This window comes from Klebsiella sp. A-Nf5, from assembly GCF_002810545.1.
GTDB lineage: Bacteria > Pseudomonadota > Gammaproteobacteria > Enterobacterales > Enterobacteriaceae > Klebsiella > Klebsiella variicola.
In genome coordinates this window covers 1-24,448 of the sequence record NZ_PIOG01000231.1, presented here as the reverse complement: position 1 = coordinate 24,448, position 24,448 = coordinate 1, and the positions used below count along the sequence as shown (strand labels likewise).

The 24,448-nt window shown below is 58.3% G+C and carries 23 protein-coding genes; 14 read left to right on the top strand and 9 right to left on the bottom strand.

Annotated elements, in window-relative coordinates; genetic code table 11:
* On the top strand, positions 1–2,059 hold a 2,059-nt coding region (gene ybiO / locus CWM53_RS22960; protein WP_100750877.1), incomplete at its 5' end, for a mechanosensitive channel protein.
* A 2-nt stretch (positions 2,060–2,061) separates the two neighbouring features.
* On the opposite strand, the gene rlmF is transcribed toward ybiO, so the two are convergent.
* On the bottom strand, positions 2,062–2,976 hold the full coding sequence (gene rlmF / locus CWM53_RS22955) for a 23S rRNA (adenine(1618)-N(6))-methyltransferase RlmF (RefSeq protein ID WP_008805773.1): 915 nt from the start codon (positions 2,974–2,976) through the stop codon (positions 2,062–2,064).
* A gap of 96 nt (positions 2,977–3,072) precedes the next feature.
* On the opposite strand from rlmF, the gene CWM53_RS22950 reads away from it, so the two are divergent.
* From CWM53_RS22950 to ybiJ, 4 genes are all read left to right on the top strand, one after another.
* Positions 3,073–3,687, top strand: a complete 615-nt coding sequence (locus CWM53_RS22950; protein ID WP_074386472.1) for a flavin reductase family protein — start codon at positions 3,073–3,075, stop codon at positions 3,685–3,687.
* Positions 3,688–3,827: 140 nt separating this feature from the next.
* Complete coding sequence (locus tag CWM53_RS22945; protein WP_074386616.1) at positions 3,828–4,088, top strand: DUF1471 domain-containing protein; 261 nt, start codon at positions 3,828–3,830, stop codon at positions 4,086–4,088.
* Positions 4,089–4,108: 20 nt separating this feature from the next.
* Positions 4,109–4,375 (top strand): DksA/TraR family C4-type zinc finger protein, encoded by a 267-nt coding sequence (locus CWM53_RS22940; RefSeq protein ID WP_002895824.1) that lies wholly within the window; start codon positions 4,109–4,111, stop codon positions 4,373–4,375.
* A 285-nt stretch (positions 4,376–4,660) separates the two neighbouring features.
* Positions 4,661–4,921: a DUF1471 family protein YbiJ gene (ybiJ, locus tag CWM53_RS22935; RefSeq protein WP_004176772.1), complete on the top strand. Its 261-nt coding sequence runs from the start codon at positions 4,661–4,663 to the stop codon at positions 4,919–4,921.
* A 108-nt stretch (positions 4,922–5,029) separates the two neighbouring features.
* Here ybiJ and ybiB read toward each other — a convergent pair whose 3' ends face one another.
* The 7 genes from ybiB to CWM53_RS22900 all read right to left on the bottom strand — a co-directional run bounded on the left by ybiB (position 5,030) and on the right by CWM53_RS22900 (position 13,925).
* Positions 5,030–5,998: a DNA-binding protein YbiB gene (gene ybiB / locus CWM53_RS22930; protein WP_100676026.1), complete on the bottom strand. Its 969-nt coding sequence runs from the start codon at positions 5,996–5,998 to the stop codon at positions 5,030–5,032.
* 29 nt (positions 5,999–6,027) lie between these two features.
* The gene (gene dinG, locus CWM53_RS22925) at positions 6,028–8,184 is read right to left on the bottom strand and encodes an ATP-dependent DNA helicase DinG (RefSeq protein ID WP_074386474.1); all 2,157 of its coding nucleotides are present in this window, start codon (positions 8,182–8,184) and stop codon (positions 6,028–6,030) included.
* Positions 8,185–8,371: 187 nt separating this feature from the next.
* Positions 8,372–9,727, bottom strand: coding sequence for an ATP-dependent RNA helicase RhlE (gene rhlE / locus CWM53_RS22920; RefSeq protein ID WP_008805766.1), 1,356 nt, complete (start codon positions 9,725–9,727; stop codon positions 8,372–8,374).
* Between the two features lie 215 nt (positions 9,728–9,942).
* Positions 9,943–10,935, bottom strand: coding sequence for a transketolase family protein (locus CWM53_RS22915; protein ID WP_100729812.1), 993 nt, complete (start codon positions 10,933–10,935; stop codon positions 9,943–9,945).
* Positions 10,935–11,780 (bottom strand): transketolase, encoded by an 846-nt coding sequence (locus CWM53_RS22910; RefSeq protein ID WP_074386476.1) that lies wholly within the window; start codon positions 11,778–11,780, stop codon positions 10,935–10,937. The genes CWM53_RS22915 and CWM53_RS22910 overlap by 1 nt, the downstream gene beginning before the upstream one ends.
* A gap of 13 nt (positions 11,781–11,793) precedes the next feature.
* Complete coding sequence (locus CWM53_RS22905) at positions 11,794–12,543, bottom strand: SDR family NAD(P)-dependent oxidoreductase (RefSeq protein ID WP_074386477.1); 750 nt, start codon at positions 12,541–12,543, stop codon at positions 11,794–11,796.
* Positions 12,544–12,593: 50 nt separating this feature from the next.
* Positions 12,594–13,925: an MFS transporter gene (locus CWM53_RS22900; protein ID WP_074386478.1), complete on the bottom strand. Its 1,332-nt coding sequence runs from the start codon at positions 13,923–13,925 to the stop codon at positions 12,594–12,596.
* Between the two features lie 418 nt (positions 13,926–14,343).
* On the opposite strand from CWM53_RS22900, the gene CWM53_RS22895 reads away from it, so the two are divergent.
* The 6 genes from CWM53_RS22895 (at position 14,344) to CWM53_RS22870 (ending at position 21,086) form a co-directional block, all read left to right on the top strand.
* A complete protein-coding gene (locus CWM53_RS22895) occupies positions 14,344–15,267 on the top strand; it encodes a LysR substrate-binding domain-containing protein (RefSeq protein WP_074386479.1) in 924 nt (307 codons plus the stop codon).
* Positions 15,268–15,340: 73 nt separating this feature from the next.
* Positions 15,341–16,000 carry a transcriptional regulator CecR gene (gene cecR / locus CWM53_RS22890; protein ID WP_061155260.1) on the top strand — a complete coding sequence of 220 codons (660 nt, stop codon included), beginning with the start codon at positions 15,341–15,343 and terminating at the stop codon, positions 15,998–16,000.
* Positions 16,000–16,995, top strand: coding sequence for a secretion protein HlyD (hlyD, locus tag CWM53_RS22885; protein WP_074386480.1), 996 nt, complete (start codon positions 16,000–16,002; stop codon positions 16,993–16,995). Before cecR ends, hlyD begins: the two co-directional genes overlap by 1 nt.
* Positions 16,988–18,727 (top strand): ATP-binding cassette domain-containing protein, encoded by a 1,740-nt coding sequence (locus CWM53_RS22880; protein WP_074386481.1) that lies wholly within the window; start codon positions 16,988–16,990, stop codon positions 18,725–18,727. Before hlyD ends, CWM53_RS22880 begins: the two co-directional genes overlap by 8 nt.
* Positions 18,717–19,850: an ABC transporter permease gene (locus CWM53_RS22875; RefSeq protein WP_100750876.1), complete on the top strand. Its 1,134-nt coding sequence runs from the start codon at positions 18,717–18,719 to the stop codon at positions 19,848–19,850. The genes CWM53_RS22880 and CWM53_RS22875 overlap by 11 nt, the downstream gene beginning before the upstream one ends.
* A 129-nt stretch (positions 19,851–19,979) precedes the next feature.
* Entirely contained in the window at positions 19,980–21,086 is a 1,107-nt protein-coding gene (locus CWM53_RS22870; protein ID WP_012542389.1) for an ABC transporter permease, read from the top strand.
* Here the strand turns inward: CWM53_RS22870 and CWM53_RS22865 are convergent.
* Complete coding sequence (locus tag CWM53_RS22865; RefSeq protein ID WP_012542390.1) at positions 21,048–21,458, bottom strand: YbhQ family protein; 411 nt, start codon at positions 21,456–21,458, stop codon at positions 21,048–21,050. The genes CWM53_RS22870 and CWM53_RS22865 overlap by 39 nt on opposite strands.
* Positions 21,459–21,589: 131 nt before the next feature.
* Here CWM53_RS22865 and CWM53_RS22860 point away from each other — a divergent pair, with 131 nt between their 5' ends.
* From CWM53_RS22860 to CWM53_RS22850, 3 genes are all read left to right on the top strand, one after another.
* Positions 21,590–22,351, top strand: coding sequence for an endonuclease/exonuclease/phosphatase family protein (locus tag CWM53_RS22860; RefSeq protein ID WP_008805754.1), 762 nt, complete (start codon positions 21,590–21,592; stop codon positions 22,349–22,351).
* On the top strand, positions 22,348–23,592 hold the full coding sequence (gene clsB, locus CWM53_RS22855) for a cardiolipin synthase ClsB (RefSeq protein WP_074386484.1): 1,245 nt from the start codon (positions 22,348–22,350) through the stop codon (positions 23,590–23,592). Before CWM53_RS22860 ends, clsB begins: the two co-directional genes overlap by 4 nt.
* Positions 23,589–24,448 (top strand): lysylphosphatidylglycerol synthase transmembrane domain-containing protein (locus tag CWM53_RS22850; RefSeq protein ID WP_100750875.1); only part of this gene is annotated, 860 nt, incomplete at its 3' end. The genes clsB and CWM53_RS22850, both read left to right, overlap by 4 nt.

The following is a 24,448-nucleotide window of genomic DNA, read 5'->3' as shown; positions in this document are numbered from 1 at the left end:
CGCCGCGCTGGCTGACGTGCTGGCTAACGACAGCGCCCGTCAGGAGCTCATTGACCAGTTGCGTAAAGCAGCCGCCACGCCGCCGCCAGACAGCACCCCGACGCTGACGCCGCCGGCGGTGAAAGAAGAGACCACGGTGCTGGAGAACGTCACGCAGATCAGCCGGGAATACGGCGAGCAGCTCTCGTCTCGCTTCTCTCAACTGTGGCGCAATATCACCGGCTCACCGCATAAACCTTTTAATTCGCAAACCTTCACCAGCGCGGCCTGGCATTTTTTACTGCTGGCCGGCCTGGTCTTTGCCTTCTGGTGGCTGGTGCGTCTTGCGGCGCTGCCGCTGTATCGCAAAATGGGTGAATGGGGGCGGCATAAAAACCGCGATCGCGGAAACTGGCTCCAGCTGCCCCTGACCATCGCCGGGGCGTTTGTCATCGACCTGCTGCTGCTGGCGCTGACCCTGTTTGTCGGTCAGCTGTTAAGCGATCGGCTGAATGGTAATAACCCCACTATTGCCTTCCAGCAGAGTCTTTTCCTCAACGCTTTCGCGCTGATCGAGTTTTTTAAAGCCATTCTGCGGCTCATTTTCTGCCCGCGCATCCCGGCGCTCCGGCCCTTTAACCTCAGCGACGAGGCCGCGTCATACTGGAGTCTGCGCCTGAGCGCGCTCAGCAGCCTGATTGGCTATGGCCTGATTGTCGCGGTGCCGATTATTTCCAATCAGGTGAATGTTCAGGTTGGTGCGCTGGCTAACGTCGTCATCATGCTGTGCATTACGCTGTGGGCGCTGTACCTGATTTTTCATAACAAGGCCTTGATTACGCAGGGTCTAATCCATCTGGCCGACCGTTCGCTCTCCTTCTTTAGCCTGTTTATCCGCGCCTTCGCGCTGGTCTGGCACTGGCTGGCCTGCGCCTACTTTGTGGTGCTCTTTTTCTTCTCCCTGTTCGACCCGGGCAATAGCCTGAAATTCATGATGGGCGCCACCCTGCAAAGCCTGGCCATTATCGGCGGCGCGGCGCTGGTGTCCGGCATCCTGTCACGCTGGATAGCCAAAACCATTACCTTGTCACCCGCCACCCAGCGCAACTATCCTGAGCTGCAAAAGCGGCTGAACGGCTGGATCTCCGCCTCGCTGAAGGCGGCACGCATTCTCACCGTCTGCGTCGCCGTCATGCTGCTGCTGAGCGCCTGGGGCCTGTTTGACTTCCGCGAATGGCTGCACAACGATGCCGGGCAAAAAACGGTGGATGTGCTGATCCGCATCGCCCTCATCCTCTTCTTCTCTGCCATCGGCTGGACGGTGCTGGCCAGCCTGATCGAAAACCGACTGGCGTCGGATATTCATGGCCGCCCACTGCCCAGCGCGCGGGCCAGGACGCTGCTGACGCTGTTTCGCAACGCGCTGGCGGTGGTGATCAGCACCATCACGGTGATGATCCTGCTCTCGGAGATTGGGGTTAACATTGCGCCGCTGCTGGCGGGCGCCGGGGCGTTAGGGCTGGCTATTTCGTTTGGCGCGCAAACGCTGGTTAAAGATATTATCACCGGCATATTTATCCAGTTTGAGAACGGGATGAATACCGGCGACCTAGTCACCATCGGCCCTTTGACCGGCACCGTAGAACGAATGTCGATTCGCTCCGTGGGGGTACGGCAGGATACCGGCGCCTATCACATTATTCCCTGGTCCTCGATTACCACCTTTGCCAACTTCGTGCGCGGCATTGGCTCGGTGGTCGCCAACTATGATGTCGACCGTCACGAGGATCTGGATAAAGCCAGCCAGGCGCTGAAGGCGGCGGTGGACGATCTGCTGGCCCAGGAGGAGATCCGCGGCCTGATCATTGGCGAACCGTCGTTCGCCGGGCTGGTGGGGCTGAGCAATACCGCCTTCACGCTACGCGTCAGCTTCACTACCCTGCCGCTGAAGCAGTGGACGGTGCGCTTTGCCCTCGACACTCAGGTGAAAAAGCACTTCGACCGCGCCGGGGTTCGCGCCCCGATACAGACCTGGCAACAGCTGCCGATGCCGGGCTCAGACAGCCCGGCCGCCGAGTAGCGTTAGAACGGACGGCGGCGTTTGGCGTCGTCCATAAAGCTCCAGGCGATAAACCGGCTCTGCTTTTGCCCCTGGGCCATCTCTTTTTTCACCACTTTCACGGCCCCAACCTCGGTCAGCAGGCGGTAGAGCGGCGGCAGATTGTCGCCGCGCGACACCAGCGAGGTAAACCATTTCACCTGGCGGGCGAAAGCCTGACTTTCGCGGATCATCTGCGAGATAAAGGCCACTTCGCCTCCTTCGCACCACAGTTCCTGCTGCTGACCGCCAAAGTTAAGCGCGCTGTCGGCGCCGAGTCCGAGATTGCGGCGCTTGCGCTCACCGCCTGCCCGGGCGCTCTCTGCGGAGTCATGGAACGGCGGATTACACAGCGTGGCGTCATAGGTCTCGTTTTTGTGGATCACGCCGTGGAAGATGGCCTGGCTCTCTTTTTGCCGACGCAGACGGATCTGCCGGGTCAATCCGGGGTTGCCATTGACAATGGCCTGCGCGCTGGCGAAGGCCTCCGGGCTGATTTCGCTGCCGGTGAAGCGCCAGCCGTACTCATGAACGCCGATCAAGGGATAGATGAGGTTGGCACCCGTACCAATATCAAGGATCGTGGCTTGCTTTGGCACCTCGCCACTATCCTGCGCCAGCAGATCCGCCAGATGATGAATATAATCGGCACGCCCAGGCACCGGCGGACAGAGAAAGCCGTCAGGAATGTCCCAGTGTTTAACCGCGTAAAAATGCGCCAGCAGCGCTTTATTCAACGCCTTCACCGCCTGCGGATTGGCAAAATCAATGGTCTGCTCACCCAGCGGATTGAGCGTAATGTATCCCTGCAGGTCAGGATGCGCCTGGCAGAGCGCAGGCAGGTCGTAGCGTTGATGGTGGCGGTTACGCGGGTGTAACCCCGGTTTCTGGGCTTTCATGACAATCTCCTTTGAACAGCCGCGTAAGATACCCGTTGACGGCGGCGCGGTAAATAAGGGAGTCTGGATATCTCCTTTATCCGTGACAGGTGCAGCATGTACTTTTATCAACCTTCACAGGGCCACGGCCTGCCGCATGACCCCCTGAACGCGATTATCGGGCCTCGCCCGATAGGCTGGATCGCCTCGCAGGACGCTGAGGGCCACCGTAATCTGGCGCCATACAGCTTTTTTAACTGCTTTAACTATCGGCCACCGATCATTGGTTTCGCCAGCAGCGGCTGGAAAGACAGCGTACAAAATATTGTCGAGACGAAGGAGTTCGTCTGGAACCTGGCGACGCGCCCGCTGGCCGTGGCGATGAATGAAACGTCTGCCTCGATCCCGCACCATGAGGACGAGTTCGTGCGCGCCGGCCTCACCGCCGCCGCCAGCCGCCTGGTCAGCGCCCCCCGGGTCGCGGAGAGCCCGGTGAACTTTGAGTGTCGTCTGTCGCAATGTATTCAACTCACCACCGCCGACGGTAACCCTGTCGATACGTGGCTGGTGCTCGGCGAAGTGATCGCCGTGCATATTGATGAATCACTGCTGGACAACGGCATCTATCAAACCGCCCGCGCCCAGCCGATCCTGCGCGCCGGAGGTCCGAGCGCCTATTACAGTATTGATGACAGTCTGCGTTTTGACATGATCCGCCCTGACGCCCGCTAAATAATCTACCGGCCAGAGTACCGCTGCCCTGCGCCGGTAGCATGCAAAACGCCTTGTTTTTGCATTAAAAATTCCCTATCGCGCGGTCTGGAAAGACCTACACTTAAGCTATGTCCCATGCTGTTTATGAGGATATGCTGATGAAAATCACCTCGCTGCTGTTCGCCGCTGCGCTCACCGCTCATGCCGCCGCGGCCTCTCCCCTGCCACCGACACCCGTACTGCCCTATGACGGCCCGCTCCGCCCTGTCGGTACCGTCTCCGCCTCCGGTGCCAGCACCCTTGATGATCTGGTGGCTGCCCTCGCGGATAAGGCCCACCGCCAGGGGGCGATAGCCTGGCGGGTCAATGCTGCCAGCAGCGGTAACCGACTGCACGGTTCAGCTATAATTTATCAATAACCTTTCACAGGAGGCAGACGATGGCATCAGGTTGGGCAGGCGATGGGGCCGTTCAGGATCAGATCGACAGCACCATTGACGATGCGGTGGCTCGCGCGCGCCGTGAGCTTCCGCGCGGCGAAAGCAACAAATTTTGTGATGAATGCGGAGAGCCGATTCCGGAGGCCCGTCGACAGGCCATCCCAGGGGTCAGATATTGCGTGAAATGCCAGCAGGAGAAAGATTTACATAACAATACATTTTCAGGATATAATCGTCGAGGATCCAAGGATAGCCAGCTACGCTGACTTTCCTTTACCGTTCATGACAGCCTTTCGCATTATCTTTTCGCGCACATTTTTTGGCGGAAAAAGTCGCAATATGTGCCCTTAAACGCGTCGGTCTTCCTCGCTACGCTTCGTGGCGAAAAGAATGAGAAATAATTTATTAATAATCAGTAAATTATTAATCATTCAAAAAATTCGATGAGGACTGTGAATTTCCTTCGATTTTATCTCCCGCAAAAAAGCGTGATACTTATCACATCGACGGAACATCGTCCCCTGAACAGAACAACCTGCGAGAGATTAACTATGAAAAACATCAAATATGCTGCCGCTGCCATCGCTCTGACTGCCCTTTCCTTCGGCGCGTTTGCCGCCGAACCGGTCACCCCCGCTCAGGCTGAAAGCATGAATAAAATCGGTGTGGTGTCTGCGCAAGGCGCAACCACTTTAGATGGTCTGGAAGCAAAACTGGCTGCTAAAGCCGAAGCCGCTGGTGCGACTGGCTACAGCATTACTTCCGCTAACACCAACAACAAACTGAGCGGTACCGCGGTTATCTATAAATAATCGCTGTTCCCTCTGTAAGCCACTGAATTAACCCTGAAAAGACCTTTAATACCCTTGCCTTGCCCGTCCGAGCCACCGGACGGGCTTTTTTTTATCCTGCAGATCCGATCACCAGCAGTCGTTGACACGACTGAGGCCCTGCTCCAGGGTGGTGACCTCCCCGCTGGCCAGCAGACAGCAGGCAAGCTGAATTTTCAACGAGTGGGGCACCGGTTCGACGCCGGCGACGCAGCGCTCGATCCAGCGCGCGGTGACCTCGGGATCTTTCGAGGCCGGCAGGACCACCGCCTCCGTTGTCGTCTCAGTCTGGCGTTCGTACAGCACCTGCACGCCCTGCTCATCGATCAGGCTGATCTGCGGGCAGCGCTGCGGGTTGGCGTACACTTCACCCTCGGTACCGTGCATCAACAGCGCGCGGCCACCGGTCTCACGAAAGAAGTTCGCCACCCGGGGAACATATTCCGGATGCGACACGCTGGAGAGACGCAACGCCTCCGCTTCGCCAAACGGTGTAGCCAGCTTGGCCAGGGTGTGGGCGCTGTTGCGCACGCCCATCCGCCAGCGCATCGCCAGCTGTTTCTCCAGCGGCGGACAGAAGGCCCCCACCGGGATATACACCGGTTCATGGCCCTCCAGCTGCGCCTGAGCCTGTCCGGCGTGCCGGGTGGCCGGAATGTCCAGCAGGGTAAAAATGGTCTCGGTCAGCACCCGGGTGGGATCGTGACTGACGCCGTGAACCACCACCGGAAACCCCAGCTTGTGCAGGAGCATCGCCAGCAGCGGCGTCAGGTTCGCCTGCTTGCGCGCGCCGTTGTAGCTGGGGATGACAATCGGCATCGGCTTGCCGGCCGGCGGGGTCAGGCGCAGCGTATGCTGCTGCATCGCCGCGTAAAACCCTTTCATCTCCGCTTCGCCTTCGCCTTTGATGCGCAGGGCGATTAATATTCCCCCCAGCTCCAGCTCCGGCACCTCGCCGTCCAGCATCCGCGCGTAGAGCGCGCGGGCGGTCTCTTCATCGAGGTCGCGGGCATGATTCTTACCGCGACCCACCTCTTTTATAATTTTGCTGTACTCCATGGCTCCCCCTGGTGCATCACGCGCCGGTGTCAGCGACGTTTGCGGCCTGTCTGTTTTGCTGTCAGTTTTGCTTTCCGTTTTACTATAACCTCCGGGACGCCCGGCTGCTCTATGGGAAAAACAGGTAACGCGTTCAGTAGGCGCGCGCCATAGTTTTTGGTCAACAGACGCTTATCGTAAATCACCACTTCTCCCCAGCAGTGATGGCTACGGATCAGACGCCCCACCTGCTGAATCAGATTAAAGGAGGCGCTGGGCAAACTCTGTACCTCGAAAGGATAACGATTGAGGCTTTTCAGCCATTCGCCTTCGGTGATCACCACCGGGCTGTCGATGGGCGGAAAGGCGATTTTATGAATATGCACCTGGCTTAGCAGATCGCCCTTTAAATCGAGACCTTCGGCAAAGGACTGCAGGCCCACCAGCACGCTGTGCTCGCCGTTTTCAACCCGTTTGCGATGCAGCTCCACCAGCCGATAGCGCGGCTGGTCGCCCTGCACCAGCAGCATCAGGCGCAGATCGGTCACATGCTCCAGGAAGCGGTTCATCGCCCGCCCGCTAGCAAACAGCACCAGCATCCCGAGATGTTTCTTGCTTTCTACCTGCTGGCGAAAATAGGCCGCCATCTCGGCAATGTGCTGCTCTTCGTTATCCATCAACGGTTCATAGCGCATTTGAGGAATAATAATTTTCCCCTGCTCCACGTGATTGAACGGCGAATCCAGCGCCACGAAGCGGTCACCCGCTTTCTCCTTCAGACCGCTCATCTCCTGCAGGCGCGAAAAGCTGTTCAGAGAACGCAGCGTCGCTGACGTCACGACGATATGCGGCACGCTGCGCCACAGCAGCCGTTCCAGCTGATCGCTGACGCGGATGCCGACGCAGTGGAACCAGACATGGATCTGGCCGTCGCGCACCACCCGCGTCGCCCATTTGGTTACCGGCGCGCCTGAGGACTGCGCAAGCGACGCCAGGCGCCACAGCTTGCTTTGGCTTTCAAACATGCCAAGGGCGCGGTTCATCTGCAGCAGCACCCGATGCAGGCGCACCACGTCATGGCTGCCGGTCTTTTCGCTGAGATCGTTAAGAAACAGCTCCGCCAGCCCGCGCAGCATCTCGGTGAGCTTCGCCAGCCGCTGGCAGATCTCCATCACCTCCTGCGGCAGTTCGCCCATCGGGAAACGATGCTCCGCTTCCTGACCGGCGGGCATGTAGAGATTGAGAATATTATTCAACGACGCAATCAGCTCGAACAGCTCTTCGCAATGGCCGGTGAGCCGCTCCGGATTGGCCAGCGGCGGCGTGGTTTTCGGACGAAACTGCTCCATGCAGGTGGCGACCAGCTTGCAGAACAGATCCAGCTGCAGGCGAAACCAGGGGGCGGTGATCTCGGCGCTCATCTCCAGCGCGTCGCGGGCGACGTCCGGCAGATGATGACCTTCATCGAGGACCAACAGCAGGTTTTTCGGTTCCGGCAGCACCGCCTCGCTCTCCATCGCCGCCATCACCAGCGCATGGTTGGCCACCACCACTTCCGCCTCCTGAATTTCCCGCCGCGCCACAAAGAACGGGCACTCGCGATAGTAGTGGCAGTTGCGGTTCAGGCAGCTGGCCTTATCGGTGCTCAGCCGGCTCCACAGCGCGTCATCGATGGCTTTATCGGTATGATCGCGCAGGCCGTCCCAGCGGTAGCTGTCGAGGTCCTGCTTCAGGGTCGCACACAGCTTCTGCTCGGCCTGGTTATTCGGGGTGAGATCGTCATCGAGAAAGGCCAGCAGATCCTGCTGTGACGGCTCGGTACTGGCCAGCGCCGTCAGGTTACGCGGGCAAACGTAGCGCCCACGGCCAAAGGCGGCGGTAAAGCGCAGGTCGGGAATGATTTTACGCAGCAGCGGCAGGTCTTTACTGTAGATTTGATCCTGCAGGGCGACGTTGGCGGTGCTGACCACCAGCGTTTTTTGTTCCTCCCGGGCGATAGCTATGCCCGGGATCAGGTATGACAGCGTTTTACCGACGCCGGTCGGCGCTTCGATAGCCAGATGCCTGCCCTCTTCCCCGGCGAGCGTTTTCGCCACATCGGCGATCATCTGCCGCTGCGGGGGGCGGGGAATAAAGTCCGGGATCTGTTCCTGAAGCGCCTTATACCAGGCGGCGATTTGCGCTTTCAGCGCAGCGGTCAAAGCCATGAGAAAACCTGAATACTGTATAAACAGCCACTATTGTGCCATTTTTGCCCGCCCGGAGGTATTGCTTTCTGCTGAGTGTGGAAGCGTGCTCGACAAATAGTGTAATGGAAAGAAAAAGGCCCGCCGCCGCGTAGCGGACAGACGGGCCTGAGCCGGGCCGCGTTATCGCGGCCGGGGCATCAGCGTGTTATTCGCCAGCCGGTTTACGCGGGCGACGGCGGCGCGGCGGTTTGCCGTCCTGCGTACGCGCTTTCGGCGCCTCGCCGTCCTGACGGCGCGGGGCGCTGTTCTGGCTGCGCGGCTGTCCGCTGCGTCCCTGACCCTGGCCACCGCGTCCCTGACCTTGCCCACGACCGCCGCCGCGCTGCTGGCGACCGTTCTGGATAGGTTCGGCTTTAATGGACGGATCCGGCTCATAGCCGGCAATCGCAATGCGCGGGATCTCTTTTTTCAGCAGGCGCTCGATATCGCGCAGCAGCTTATGCTCATCCACACACACCAGCGATAAGGCTTCGCCGGTGGCCGCCGCGCGACCAGTACGGCCGATACGGTGGACGTAATCTTCCGGCACGTTCGGCAGCTCGTAGTTCACCACGTGCGGCAGCTCTTCGATATCCAGACCACGGGCGGCGATATCGGTCGCCACCAGCACGCGAATGCCGCCGGATTTAAAGTCGGCCAGCGCGCGGGTACGTGCCCCCTGACTCTTGTTGCCATGGATAGCCGCGCTGCGGATGCCGTCTTTGTTGAGCTGCTCCGCGAGGTGGTTGGCGCCATGCTTGGTGCGGGTAAACACCAGCACCTGCTGCCAGTTGCCTTCGCCGATCAGCTGCGACAACAGTTCGCGCTTGCGGTTCTTATCAACGAAATGGACGTGCTGGGTGATCTGCTCGGACGCGGTGTTGCGACGCGCCACTTCCACTTCCAGCGGGTTGTGCAGCAGTTTCTCGGCCAGGCCCTTGATCTCGTCGGAGAAGGTCGCCGAGAACAGCAGGTTCTGACGACGCGCCGGCAGTTTGGCCAGTACGCGACGAATGTCATGGATAAAGCCCATATCCAGCATGCGGTCCGCTTCGTCCAGCACGAGGATTTCCACGCTATCAAGGCTGACCGCGTTCTGATGTTCGAGGTCCAGCAGACGGCCCGGGGTGGCAACGAGGATGTCGACGCCACCACGCAGCTTCATCATCTGCGGGTTGATGCTCACGCCGCCAAATACCACCAGCGAGCGAATATTCAGGTATTTGCTGTAGTCGCGGACGTTCTCGCCCACCTGCGCCGCCAGCTCACGGGTTGGGGTCAGGATCAGCGCGCGCACCGGGCGGCGGCCTTTTGCGTGCGGCTCTTTGTCAATCAGACGCTGTAGCAGCGGCAGGGTAAAGCCCGCCGTCTTACCGGTGCCGGTCTGGGCGCTGGCCATCAGATCGCGCCCCTGCATTACCGCCGGGATAGCCTGCTGTTGGATAGGGGTCGGCTCAACGTAGCCCTGCTCAGCGACAGCGCGCAGGATATCGGGATTCAGGCCAAGGGAATCAAAAGACATAACAACTCCGAACCGCCCCGGCCCGGTGAAGGGCGTAGTTTTCAGGGAGATTATTGCGATAAGAGATGGCAAAAACCACAATGCCATGAAGGGGCGCATTCTAGCAGATTTTGTGACAGGCCGCATAAAATCTGCCAAAAGAATGCCGCGCTTGTCTGGCGGGGGAAGAAGGCCACTGAGTGCGCTCAGCGGCCAGGTGTGTCATCGCAGAACGATTAACGCAGACGATACTTGATTTTTTCAACGATCTTCGCGGTGGAAATACCGTAACGATCGTGGAGGGTCGGCAGCGCGCCGGCTAACAGGAACGCGTCAGGGAGCCCCACGATATCCAGCTCACAGCGCCCCCCCTTACGCATCAGCAGCGCGGCCACCGCCTCCCCTAGCCCGCCGACCGCGGTGTGGTTTTCCGCAGTCACCACCAGACGACCCGGCTTCGACGCCTGTTCAATAATCGCTTTTTCATCCAGCGGTTTGATGGTTGGCACGTGCAGGACCGCCACGCTGATATTATCAGCCCGCAGCTTTTCAACCGCCTCCAGCGCGCGCATGGTCATCAGCCCGGAGGAGATGATCAGCACATCGTTGCCGTCCTCCAGCAGCTTCGCTTTGCCCAGTTCGAACTGATAGTCGTATTTATCCAGCACCAGCGGCACCTTACCGCGCAGCAGACGCATATATACCGGCCCCTGGTGATCGGCAATGGCCGGTACCGCCTGCTCTATCTCCAGCGCATCGCAGGGATCGACGATGACCATGCCGGGGATACCGCGCATAATCGCCAGATCTTCCGTGGCCTGATGGCTAGGCCCGTAGCCGGTTGTCAGGCCCGGCAGCGCCGCGCAGATCTTCACGTTCAGATGCTCTTCGGCGATGACCTGATGAATAAAATCATAGGCGCGACGGGTGGCGAAGGCAGCATAGGTGGTGGCGAAAGGAATAAACCCCTCCTTCGCCATCCCCCCCGCCGCCGCCATCAGCAGCTGCTCGGCCATGCCCATCTGGAAAAAACGATCCGGGAAGGCCTGGGCGAAAATATGCAGATCGGTATATTTTGACAGGTCCGCGGTCATGCCGACGATTTCCGGGCGCTGCGCCGCCAGTTTTGACAGCGCGACACCGAAAGGCGCAGAGACAGTCGCCTGGCCTTCATCAGCAATCGAGGCGATCATCGCCGACGTTTTTAAACGGGGTTGACTCTGGCTCATTACAGCACTCCTTCCGGTTTGTTAGCGTCCAGCACCGCAATCGCTTTTTGCCATTCGTCGGCATCGACGCGAATAAAATGGTTTTTATCGCGGGTTTCGAGGAACGGCACCCCTTTGCCCATCAGCGTGTCGCATAAAATGACCCGCGGCTGGTTAGCGGAGTGATTTTTCGCGTTGTCAAAGGCAGCCATCACCGCCGGCAGATCGTTACCGTCCACGCGCTGTACGTACCAGCCGAAGGCGGCCCATTTCTCATGCAGCGGCTCGAAGCCGAGGATTTTGCGCGAATCGCCGTCCGCCTGCTGTTTGTTGACGTCGACCAGGTTAATCAGATTGGTCAGGCCATAGTGAGCCGCCGACATCGCTGCTTCCCAGGTCGACCCTTCGTCCAGCTCCCCATCGGACATGGAGTTGTAGACCCAGGCCGTGCTCTGTTTCTGCCGCAGCCCAAGCGCCATGCCGACGGCAATGGACAGCCCCTGTCCCAGCGAACCGCCGGACATCTCCATGCCTGGGGTGTAGGTCGCCATGCCGGACATCGGCAGGCGGCTGTCGTCGGAACCGTAAGTTTCCAGCTCGGCTTCCGGGATAATGCCTGCCTCCAGCAGCGCGGCATAATAAGCGATAGCGTAATGGCCATGAGATAGCAGGAAGCGATCGCGCCCCTCCCACTCGGGATCTTCCGGGCGATAGGTCATGGCGTGGCTGAAGGCGGTGGCCAGCACATCGGCATAGCCCAGCGCCTGGCCGATATAGCCCTGCCCCTGTACTTCCCCCATTTGCAGGGCGTAACGGCGAATACGCCATGCCGCCGCGGCGACTTTTTGTGATTCGGTCATCTTCATCTGTTTGCCTCGCTTAGTGAATTAACATGCCGCCGTTAACGTCCAGGGTGATACCGGTGGAGTAGGAAGAGAGGTCGCTGCCGAGGAACAGCGCGGCACGCGCGATGTCTACCGCGTCGCCGAGGCGGTTCATCGGGATCCCGGCAAGAATGTTGGCCGTCATATCGTCAGTCAGCTTGCCGGCGGTAATGTCGGTCTGAATCAGCCCCGGGGTAATGCAGTTAACGCGGACGTTATCCGGGCCAAGCTCGCGCGCCATCGCCCGCGCCAGACCCAGCACCCCGGCTTTTGCCGCGCTGTAGTGCGGGCCGCCGAAGATACCGCCGCCGCGCTGGGCGGAAACGGACGAGATGCAGACAATGCTGCCGGATTTTTGTGCCCGCATGGTGGGAATAACCGCCTGCGACATCAGCAGCGTGCCGCGCAGGCTGACATCGAGCACTGTGTCATAATTGGCGCGCTTGATATCCATCAGCTTCAGCGGTTGGGTAATCCCTGCGTTATTCACCAGCACATCAACCCGGCCATATTTCGCCAGAATTTGTTCGATGGCCGCCTGTACCTGCACTTCATCAGCGACGTTCGCCGCCAGGCCGAGATGGCCTTCGCCTAATGCCGCCGCCGCGGTTTTGCTGGCTTCACCATTGAGGTCGATAATGACCACTTTCGCGCCGTTGTCGGCGAATAATTTCGCGGTGGCAAAGCCCAAACCGCGTGCGGAGGCCGCGCCAGTAATAATGGCGACTTTATCTTTTAATAACATAGTTTCACTCCATGACATTACGTCATATTAATTAACAGGATATATTTCCGTTATTGTGGTTCATCGAGGAAAAGAATCACCACCAAGCCAATGGCGGCGCAGATACCAAAATAGGTAAATACAGAATTAAAACTGCCCGTCTGGTCAAGTAAGTAGCCGGCCGCCATCGGGGCCACAAATCCGCCGAGGTTGCCACCGCTATTAATAATGGAAGAAGCGATCGGATAGGTTTTGCTGTCCGATACAGCCATGCCGTAAGCGGTAAAAGCTGGCCAACCGATATTCAAACAGAAACCGACAAAGAATAATCCAATACAGACCGCCAGGGTGCTCGTCGGGATATTCAGCATCACTAACATCATGACCACGGTTGACACCGCAGTGAACATCATGGTGGGTTTACGCCGGCGGCCTAATAATTTGTCCGAAATCCATCCACCGCCGATCGCGCCAATAAAGCCGCCGATGCACGGCATACTGGCCACGAAGCCCATACTCATCACATCAAAACCGCGCTCTTTCACTAAATACAGCGGGATCCAGGTTAATAATCCGTACAGCACGCTAACCATCATAAAATACGCCAGACAGTCACCCAGAATATTCTTTGAGGTAAATAAGCCTTTCGCAGTATCAATAGGCGCCATCTTTTTCACCCGAATAATTTTATCCAGCCAGGTGAAGCGATCGGCAATTAATATATTCTCGCGTACGCCGTTATTATGGCGTTCACGCCCGGCATTAATCTCTTCGAGTTCGCCTTGTGAAACAAATCCGCTCTCTGAAGGTTTGGATTTAACCAGCAGATACCACGCAATCGCCGCCACGATCCCGGGTATCGCAAAGGAGAAAAAGACCCACCGCCAGCCCCAGGTCACCGCAATCCACACCGCCAGCGGCGGGACAATAATCGGCGCAAACATGGTCGCCGCGATATAAACACCCGTTGCCGTCGCTTTCTCTTTTGGTGGAAACCAGTTATTTATGGTGGAAGCCAGCCCCACCGGGCAAGGCCCTTCGCTCAGCCCCAGTCCCAGCCGCACCAGCTTCAGGCCAAACACGGAGCTCACCGTGCCCATCAGCCAGGTAAAGGCGGAGAAGCCGAAAATGGACAGCGAAACCAGTCCCCGGGTACCGCGTTTGGCGATGAAAAAGCCGGCCGGGATCTGGCTTACCGCATAGCCGAGGAAAAACATACTGGCAATGGCCCCAGCTTCAAAATTATTGATATGAAACTCATCAATGATAAACGGCAGTACCGCGCCAATATTGGTTCTATCGGCGTAATTGATGGCATACACCAGGAAAATCATCGTCAAAACCACGAAACGATATTTTGTTTTCCTGGCGTCAGTACAGACTAGTGTATCTATACGTGACATAGGGTTTCCTCATCTTATACCTCATCCACTTCGCTGCCCGTTGCCGCTTCGGATCACCGCGTTTTCACTTTCCATACAGCAGCAAGAGATAAATATCTTTTCGCTCAGCTAAACAGGTGGTTAGGTGTTTTATAATGGCGATCTCAATGCATCGCCGTTTGTGATCAGGCCTGTGAGAGGAATATAACAACCCCAAAATGAAACGGTATTCAAAAAACCTCAATTATGATTGAGAAAAATTGAGTTAGTGACTTCCCGCAAATTTTTAGCGTTTACTGACACGCACTCTTTTAACGAGATAAATTGTTAAGTCCATCACAAATTAAAATCATTTTTCCCTTTTCTCTATGCTGGCTATCACGACTGCGCCACGCTGTTCGCTATTTTCTTTTAGAAACGCCCTGCCCAGGATGCTGCCATGAGTCAACCGCTGCCCAATAAAAATTTGCCGATGCCCTCTTTACGCAATATCCAGGCCTTTATTGAAGTCGCCGCTACCGGCAGCCTCAACCTGGCCGCAGAGAATCTCAATATTACCGCCTCGGCGGTCAGCCACCAGATAGCCAGCCTGGAGCACTTTCTGGGAAAAAAACTGTTCTCCCGCAGCAGTAAAGGCGTCATGTTAACGGCGGTGGGAGAAAAATATCTCAAAGAGGTCTCCGGGGCGCTGAATATGATTGGCCAGGCCACCAGCCAGGTGATCAACGATATCCATCAGGATTATTTACGTATTCACTCGGCGCCGAGTTTCGGCCTGCTGTGGCTGATGCCTCGCCTGGATAAATTTCGCCAGGCGTGGCCGGCGCTAAAAATCAGCCTGACCTGTTCATACGAAAGCATCCAGTTCTCCCGGGATAATATTGATATCGATATTCGTCACGGGCTATCACAGTGGCCAACGCTGCTGGTCAGAACCATTAAAAATGAGTGCGTCCTGCCCTACAGCGCAGCGTCTTATTTAGCCAGCCATCCTGTGCATGCGGTGGAAGATCTGCTGGCCTGCGATCTGATCCACTCCGACAGCACCTTAATTAACTGGAGCAGTTGGCTGTCGTGGCACAAGGTCCGCGGCTGGCATAAAAACTTCATCTTTAATTTCGACCGGTCGTACATGAGCATCGAGGCGGCCAGAATGGGGATGGGGGTGATCCTTGAAAGCAATCTGCTGGCCGGCGGGCACGTGCGTCAGGGGCAGCTGACGCCGGTATTTGACGACGAGCGGAGTATGCCGGTCGGCGCGCACCACTTCGTTCTCCCCCATGCCAACGAACAGAAGGAGAAGGTCCAGCGCTTCTTCGCCTGGGTCGCCGGGGAGCTGAAAGAGGAAGGTTTTCATATTTGATCCAGGCCGGTAGACAAACTGTCGATTGGGACCTAAAGTTAATCAATCGATTGATTAACTTTTACAGAGCGCGATGACCAGTAAAGGCGAACAGGCAAAAAATCAGCTTATCGCGGCCGCTATCGCCCAGTTTGGCGAGTATGGCCAGCATGCCACCACCCGCGATATCGCCGCCCAGGCCGGGCAGAATATCGCCGCTATCACCTATTATTTTGGCTCGAAAGACGACTTATATCTCGCCTGTGCCCAATGGATCGCCGATTTTATCGGCGACAATTTTCGCCCACAGGCCGAAGCGGCGGAGGCCCTGCTCGCCGGAGAGTCGCCGGATCGCCAGGCAATTCGCGCCCTCATTCTCAATGCCTGCCACAACATGATCCTGCTGCTGACCCAGGATGATACGGTCAACTTAAGCAAATTCATTTCCCGTGAGCAGCTGGCGCCGACCGCCGCCTACCATCTGATCCACCAGCAGGTGATTGCCCCCCTGCACCACTATCTCACCCGGCTGATTGCCGCCTGGACAGGCCGCGATGCCGGTGATACGCAAATGATCCTCCACACCCATGCCCTGCTGGGCGAGGTGCTGGCTTTCCGTCTTGGGCGTGAAACCATCCTGCTGCGCACCGGCTGGACGCAATTTGACGCGCAAAAGACCGAACAGATTTTCGAGGTCATTACCTGTCATATCGATTTCATTCTGCATGGGTTATCGCAAAGGAGTTTGGGCTGATGAAAAAACCCGTCGTCGTCATTCTGCTGATCGTGATTCTTCTCGCCGCGCTGGGCGGCGGCTGGTGGTGGTACCAGAGCAGCCGGCAGCAGCCGCTGACCCTGTATGGCAATGTCGATATCCGCACCGTCAACATGAGCTTCCGCGTCGGCGGCAGACTGGCTTCGCTGACCGTCGACGAAGGCGACAGCATCCGCGCCGGGCAAACGCTCGGCGAGCTTGATCGCGCGCCGTATGAAAATGCCCTGCTGCAGGCCGAGGCTAACGTCTCCACTGCCCAGGCACAGTATGACCTGATGATGGCCGGCTACCGCTCGGAAGAGATTGCCCAGGCCGCTGCGGCGGTAAATCAGGCGCAGGCCGCTTACGACTATGCGCAAAACTTTTATCAACGCCAGCTCGGGCTGCGCGCCAGCAGCGCGATATCCGCCAACGACCTCGAAAACGCCCGTTCTTCACGCGATCAGGCACAGGCGACCTTAAAATCGGCGCAGGACAAACTGCGTCAGTACCGCGCCGGTAACCGCCCGCAGGAGATTGCGCAGGCCAAAGCCAGTCTGGAACAGGCGCAGGCGGCGCTGGCCCAGGCTAAACTGGACCTGCACGATACCGTGCTCATCGCCCCTTCCGACGGTACGCTGATGACCCGCGCCGTCGAGCCCGGCACCATGCTCAACGCCGGCGGCACCGTGCTGACGCTGTCGTTAACCCATCCGGTGTGGGTCCGCGCCTATGTTGACGAGAAAAACCTTGGTCAGGCGCAGCCGGGACGCGAAGTGCTGCTGTATACCGACGGCCGGCCGGACAAGCCCTATCACGGTAAAATCGGCTTTGTCTCGCCAAGCGCTGAATTTACGCCGAAGACCGTGGAAACGCCGGATCTGCGTACCGACCTCGTTTATCGTCTGCGTATTGTGGTGACCGATGCCGACGGCGCCCTGCGCCAGGGGATGCCGGTGACCGTCTCCTTTAACAACGGGAACGGACATGAGTGAGGATGTCATCACCTTAAACGACCTGAGCCGCCGTTTTCCCGGTATGGACAGGCCCGCGGTGGCGCCGCTGACCTGCACGATCCGCGCCGGCTACGTCACCGGGCTGGTGGGCCCCGACGGCGCGGGGAAAACCACCCTGATGCGAATGCTGGCCGGTTTGCTTAAACCTGATGAGGGCCGCGCCAGCGTGATCGGCTTCGACCCGCTAAGAGACGACAGCGCCCTGCACGCGGTGCTCGGCTATATGCCGCAGAAGTTCGGCCTGTATGAAGATCTGACGGTGATGGAAAACCTGACCCTATATGCCGACCTGCGCAGCGTCACCGGCGAGGCGCGGAAGAACATTTTCGACCGCCTGCTGGAATTCACCTCCCTTGGCCCGTTTACCGAACGGCTGGCAGGCAAGCTTTCCGGCGGCATGAAGCAAAAGCTGGGACTCGCCTGTACCCTGGTGGGCGACCCGAAAGTACTGCTGCTGGATGAGCCCGGCGTCGGCGTCGACCCTATCTCGCGCCGCGAACTGTGGCAGATGGTGCACGAGCTGGCTGGCGACGGCATGCTGATCCTGTGGAGCACCTCCTATCTCGATGAAGCGGAACAATGCCGCGACGTGTTGCTGATGAACGAAGGCAAACTGCTCTACCAGGGTGAGCCGACGGCGCTAACGCAAACCATGGCCGGACGCAGTTTCCTCGTCTCCAGCCCACAGGAAAACAACCGCCGCCTGCTGCAGCGGGCGCTAAAGCTGCCGCAAATTAGCGATGGCGTGATCCAGGGCAAGTCGGTGCGCCTGATCCTGAAAAAAGACGCCCGCATTGAGGAAGTCCAGCAGCATGGCGACATGCCGCCGCTACAGGTGGCGGAGACGGCGCCGCGCTTTGAAGATGCGTTTATCGATCTGCTCGGCGGCGCCGGGACCGCTGAGTCGCCGTTGGGAGCGATTATCCATCGTGTTGACGGCAGCAAAGACGAAACGGTCATTGAGGCGCAGTCGTTAACGAAAAAATTTGGTGATTTCGCCGCTACCGACCACGTCGATTTCCAGGTTAAGCGTGGTGAAATTTTCGGTCTGCTCGGCCCCAACGGCGCCGGGAAATCCACCACCTTCAAAATGATGTGCGGCCTGCTGGTGCCCACCTCCGGCAAAGCGCTGGTGCTGGGGATGGATCTTAAGGTCAGCTCTGGCAAGGCGCGCCAGCATCTGGGCTATATGGCGCAAAAATTTTCGCTGTACGGCAACCTCAGCGTCGAGCAGAACCTGCGCTTTTTCTCCGGCGTCTATGGCCTGCGCGGCCGGGCGCAGAATGAAAAAATCGCCCGGATGAGCGATGCCTTTGGCCTGAAAAGTATCGCCCGTCACGCCGCCGACGAGCTGCCGCTCGGTTACAAGCAGCGGCTGGCGCTGGCCTGCTCGCTGATGCATGAGCCCGATATTCTGTTTCTCGATGAACCGACCTCTGGCGTCGACCCCCTCACCCGCCGTGAGTTCTGGCTGCATATCAACAGCATGGTCGATAAAGGGGTGACGGTGATGGTCACCACCCACTTTATGGATGAGGCGGAATATTGCGACCGCATCGGGCTGGTTTACCACGGTAAGCTTATCGCCAGCGGGACCCCGGACGCGCTGAAGGCCCAGGCGGCGAATGATAGCCAGAAAGATCCCACCATGGAGCAGGCGTTTATTACCCTGATTAACCAATGGGATAAGGAGCACGGCCATGAGCAATAGCGTTCTTTCGTGGCGACGGGTCCGCGCCCTGTGCGTGAAAGAGACCCGGCAGATCGTCCGCGATCCCAGCAGTTGGCTGATCGCGGTGGTGATCCCGCTACTCCTGCTGTTTATCTTCGGCTATGGCATTAACCTCGATTCCAGCAAACTGCGGGTCGGCGTATTGCTGGAGCAACAGAGCGAAGAGGCGCTGGATTTTGTCCATACCATGACCGGCTCGCCCTATATCGACGCCACGGTCAGCGATAATCGCCAGCAGCTGATTCAAATGATGCAGGCCGGGCGCATCCGCGCCATGGTGGTCATTCCGGTGGACTTTGACCGCCAGATGGCGCGCCCCGGCGCCGACGCGCCAATTCAGTTGATTACCGACGGCAGCGAGCCCAATACCGCCAACTTCGCCCAGGGCTATGTGGAAGGCATCTGGCAGATCTGGCAGCAGCAGCGGGCGGAAGACCGCGGTGAGACCTTTGAGCCGCTGATCGACGTGCAGATGCGCTACTGGTTTAACCCGGCGGCTATTAGCCAGCACTTTATTATCCCCGGGGCGATCACCATCATCATGACCGTGGTCGGCGCGATCCTGACCTCGCTGGTGGTGGCGCGCGAATGGGAGCGCGGCACCATGGAGGCGCTACTGTCGACCGAGATCACCCGCGCCGAACTGCTGCTGTGCAAGCTCATTCCCTACTATTTCCTCGGCATGCTGGCGATGCTGCTGTGTATGCTGGTGTCGGTATTTATTCTCGGCGTGCCCTACCGCGGTTCGCTGCTGATTCTGTTTGTCATCACCAGTCTGTTTTTGCTCAGCACCCTGGGCATGGGGCTGCTGATCTCAACCATTACCCGCAACCAGTTTAACGCCGCGCAGGTGGCGCTGAATGCCGCGTTTTTACCGTCGATTATGTTGTCGGGGTTTATTTTCCAGATAGACAGTATGCCGGCGGTGATCCGCGCGGTGACCTACGTGATCCCGGCGCGCTATTTCGTCAACACCCTGCAAAGCCTGTTTCTGGCGGGCAATATTCCGGTGGTGCTGGTGGTGAATGTGCTGTTTTTGATTGCGTCGGCGGTGATGTTTATCGGCCTGACGTGGCTGAAAACCAAACGGCGTCTGGATTAGGTTTTGCCCGGTGGCGCTGCGCTGACCGGGCCTACGGTTTAACCAACATCGATTATACGGTTCGCCGATCCCCCAGGCCGGGCAAACGCAGTGCCGCCCGGCGTGGTTGAATGGGCCAAAGGAGCTATTATGTTTCACCGCTTATGGACATTGATCCGCAAAGAGCTGCAGTCGCTGCTGCGCGAACCGCAGACGCGGGCAATTTTAATCATGCCGGTGCTGATTCAGGTGCTGCTGTTTCCCTTTGCCGCGACGCTGGAGGTGACCAACGCCACCATCGCCATCTACAACGAAGACAGCGGCCGCCACGCGGTGGAACTCACTCAGCGCTTCGCCCGCGCCAAAGCCTTTACCCACGTCCTGCTGCTGAAAAGCCCGCAGGCGATCCAGCCGACCATCGATGAACAAAAAGCCCTGCTGGTGGTACGCTTCCCGGCGGATTTCTCGCGTAATCTCGACAACTATCAAACCGCCCCGCTGCAGCTCCTGCTCGACGGGCGCAACTCCAACAGCGCGCAAATCGCCGCCAACTACCTGCAGCAGATCGTAAAAAACTATCAGCAGGAGCTGCTGGAGGGCAAAGCAAAGCCGAACAACAGCGAACTGGTGGTGCGCAACTGGTACAACCCGAATCTCGACTATAAGTGGTTCGTGGTGCCGTCGCTTATCGCCATGATCACCACCATCGGGGTGATGATCGTGACGTCGTTGTCGGTGGCCCGTGAGCGCGAACAGGGTACCCTCGATCAGCTGCTGGTCTCGCCCCTCGCCACCTGGCAAATCTTCGTTGGCAAAGCGGTGCCGGCGCTGATCGTCGCCACCCTGCAGGCGACTATCGTGCTGGCGATTGGTATCTGGGCCTATCAGATCCCGTTTGCCGGCTCGCTGCTGCTGTTCTATTTCACGATGGTGATTTATGGCTTATCGCTGGTGGGCTTCGGTTTATTGATTTCATCGCTGTGCGCCACCCAGCAGCAGGCGTTTATCGGCGTGTTCGTCTTTATGATGCCGGCGATCCTGCTTTCGGGCTACGTTTCACCGGTGGAAAATATGCCGCAGTGGCTGCAGGATCTGACCTGGATAAACCCGATCCGCCATTTTACCGATATCACCAAGCAAATTTATCTGAAGGATGCGAGTCTGAAGATTGTGTGGGGAAGTTTGTGGCCGCTACTGGTCATAGCGGCCACCACCGGCTCAGCGGCGTATGCGATGTTCCGAAGAAAGATTGCGTAGTTTTTTATCTTTCGCCAGCAGCGAGACCACCGCCGGGCCTGCCAGTATCACCAGCCCGGCGAGGGCCAGCAGCAGGTTGTTGTGCAGCACGCGCGACAGCAACCACAGCGCTATCATGGCCGCGCCAAAGTACCAGGTGGTGGTGAGCTCCTCAAGGAAGTCTCCCACATCGCGCCAGCGCGCCTCGTGGTGACGCTGCAGAAACAGCATCGCCAACAGCGTGACGCTGTAGAGGACGCACAGTCCCAATCCGACGCGCACCAGCGCGCCGCTCATCCAACCCATCACCAGTACTGCCACGACCAGTAGATGCAACATAATCTGCCAGCAACTAAGACCTGTTGCGACGCGTACACGTTGTTGCCACTTCATGGCTTCTCTCCTGAAGGATTTTTCTCTGCTACTCAGAGTACCGCACTTTACGGAAAATTCCGTATCACCGCATCTTTTTGTGACGTCTACTACACTATTTTATTCAGGAAAGTGACATTTACTGGAGAATTATGGCTGAGCCAACGTCGGGATTTTCGTTGAACGTGCTGACAATTAACACCCATAAAGGCTTTACGGCGTTTAATCGGCGTTTTATTTTGCCCGAGTTGCGCGACGCCGTGCGCAGCGTCAGCGCGGATATTGTTTGCCTGCAGGAAGTGATGGGCGCTCATGAAGTTCACCCGCTGCACATCGAGAACTGGCCAGATACCACCCATTATGAATTTCTCGCCGACACCATGTGGAGCGATTACGCCTACGGGCGCAACGCGGTCTATCCGGAAGGCCACCACGGCAATGCCGTACTGTCGCGCTTTCCCATTGAATACTATGAAAATCGCGATATTTCAGTCGGCAACGGCGAGAAACGCGGTCTGCTTTACTGCCGCATCGTGCCGCCAGAGAGCGGCGTGACGATCCATGTGATCTGCGTTCACCTGGGTTTACGCGCCGACCAACGGCAGGCACAGTTGACCATGCTGGCGGAGTGGGTCAATACCCTGCCCGCCGGTGAGCCTGTGGTGGTGGCCGGGGATTTTAACGACTGGCGTCAGCAGGCGAATCAGCCGTTAAAAGCGCAAGCCGGGCTGGAAGAGATCTTTACCCGCGCCCGCGGAAGGCCGGCGCGCACGTTTCCGGTCAGTTTTCCGCTGCTGCGCCTCGATCGTATTTATGTCAAAAACGCCCACGCCAGCCACCCGAAGGCGCTGGCCCTCAAACAATGGCGGCATCTGTCCGATCATGCGCCCCTTAGCGTGGAGATACACTTGTGAAATGTCGTTGGCAGGAAGGCAACCGCATTACGCTCCTGGAGAACGGCGACCAGTACTATCCGGCGCTGTTTGCGGCCATTGGTCGCGCCAGCCGGCGGGTGATCCTCGAATCCTTTATCTGGTTTGAAGATGAGGTGGGCTGGCGGCTGCACGCGGTTCTGCTGAAAGCCGCCCGCCGCGGTATTCAGGTGGAGGTGCTGCTTGACGGCTATGGCTCGCCGGATCTCAGCGATGAGTTTGTCGGCGAACTGACCGCCGCCGGGGTGATTTTTCGCTACTACGATCCGCGCCCTAAGCTGATGGGGATGCGCACCAACCTGTTCCGTCGGATGCACCGTAAAATCGTGGTGATTGATGACACTACCGCCTTTGTCGGCGGTATTAACTACTCCGCTGAGCATATGAGCGACTACGGCCCGGAGGCGAAACAGGATTATGCGGTGCAGGTCGAAGGGCCGGTGGTACTTGATATTCTGCAGTTCGAGCTGGAGAACCTGCCCAACAGCGAAACCGCCCGCCGCTGGTGGCGCCGCCGTCGCCATCAGCCGGAGATCAACCAGACTCCCGGCGAGGCGCAGGCGCTGTTCATCTGGCGCGACAACCAGGATCACCGCGACGATATCGAACGCCACTACCTGAAGATGCTGACCAGCGCCCGCCGGGAGGTGATCATTGCCAACGCCTATTTCTTTCCCGGCTACCGCCTGCTGCATGCGATGCGTAATGCCGCGCGGCGCGGCGTGCGGGTCAAGCTGATCGTCCAGGGCGAGCCGGATATTCCGATTGTGAAGTTTGGCGCCCACCTGCTCTATCACTATCTCGTTAAGGGCGGGGTGCAGATCTATGAGTATCGCCGCCGTCCGCTGCATGGCAAGGTCGCCCTGGCGGATGACCACTGGGCCACCGTCGGGTCGAGCAACCTGGATCCATTGAGCCTGTCGCTGAATCTGGAAGCCAATCTGATCATCCACGACCGGGTGTTTAACCAGACGCTGCGCGATAACCTCAACGGGCTTATCGCCAGAGATTGCCAGCGGATCGATAAAGCGATGCTGCCGAAGCGCAACTGGTGGCGGCTGGGCGTCAGCGTGATGGCCTTCCACTTTCTGCGCCACTTCCCGGCGTGGGTCGGCTGGCTACCAGCCCATACGCCGCGGCTGGCCAGGGTCAGCCCGCCGGTGCAGCCGGAGATTGAAACCCAGGATCGTGTCGACTCACAAACCAGGGATAATCCGCTATGAGCAAATCGCATCCCCGCTGGCGGATGGCGAAAAGAGTACTTACCGTGCTCTTTTTTATCGCCGTGATCGTTCTATTGGTGATTTACGCGCAGAAGGTCGACTGGCAGGACGTGTGGAAGGTGATCCGTGGCTATGATCGGCTGGCCTTATTTAGCGCCATTGCGCTGGTCATCGTCAGCTATCTGATCTACGGCTGCTACGATCTGCTTGGCCGGGCCTATTGCGGGCATAAGCTGGCGAAACGCCAGGTGATGCTGGTATCGTTTATCTGCTATGCCTTTAACCTGACGCTCAGCACCTGGGTGGGCGGGATCGGCATGCGCTACCGGCTGTACTCGCGGCTGGGGCTCAACGGCGGCACCATCACCCGTATTTTTTCATTAAGCATTACCACCAACTGGCTGGGCTATATCCTGCTCGGTGGGGTGATCTTTACGGCGGATCTGGTGAAGTTACCGCCGCACTGGTACATCAGCCAGACCACCCTGCGCATTATCGGCGGGGTGATGCTGATCCTTACGCTTTGCTATCTGTTCGGCTGCGCGTTCGCTAAACGCCGTCACCTGACGATTAAAGGCCAGCGGCTGGTGCTGCCCTCCTGGCGCTTCGCGCTGCTGCAGATGGGGATCTCGGCGGCGAACTGGATGGCGATGGGGGCGATAATCTGGCTGCTGTTGGGCAGCGAAATTAACTATTTCCTGGTATTAGGGGTGCTGCTGGTGAGCAGTATCGCCGGGGTGATCGTTCATATTCCAGCCGGGATCGGCGTGCTGGAGGCGGTGTTTATCGCCATGCTCTCCGGAGAGGAGATTTCGAAGGGCGCGATTATCGCCGCCCTGCTCGCCTGGCGTGCGCT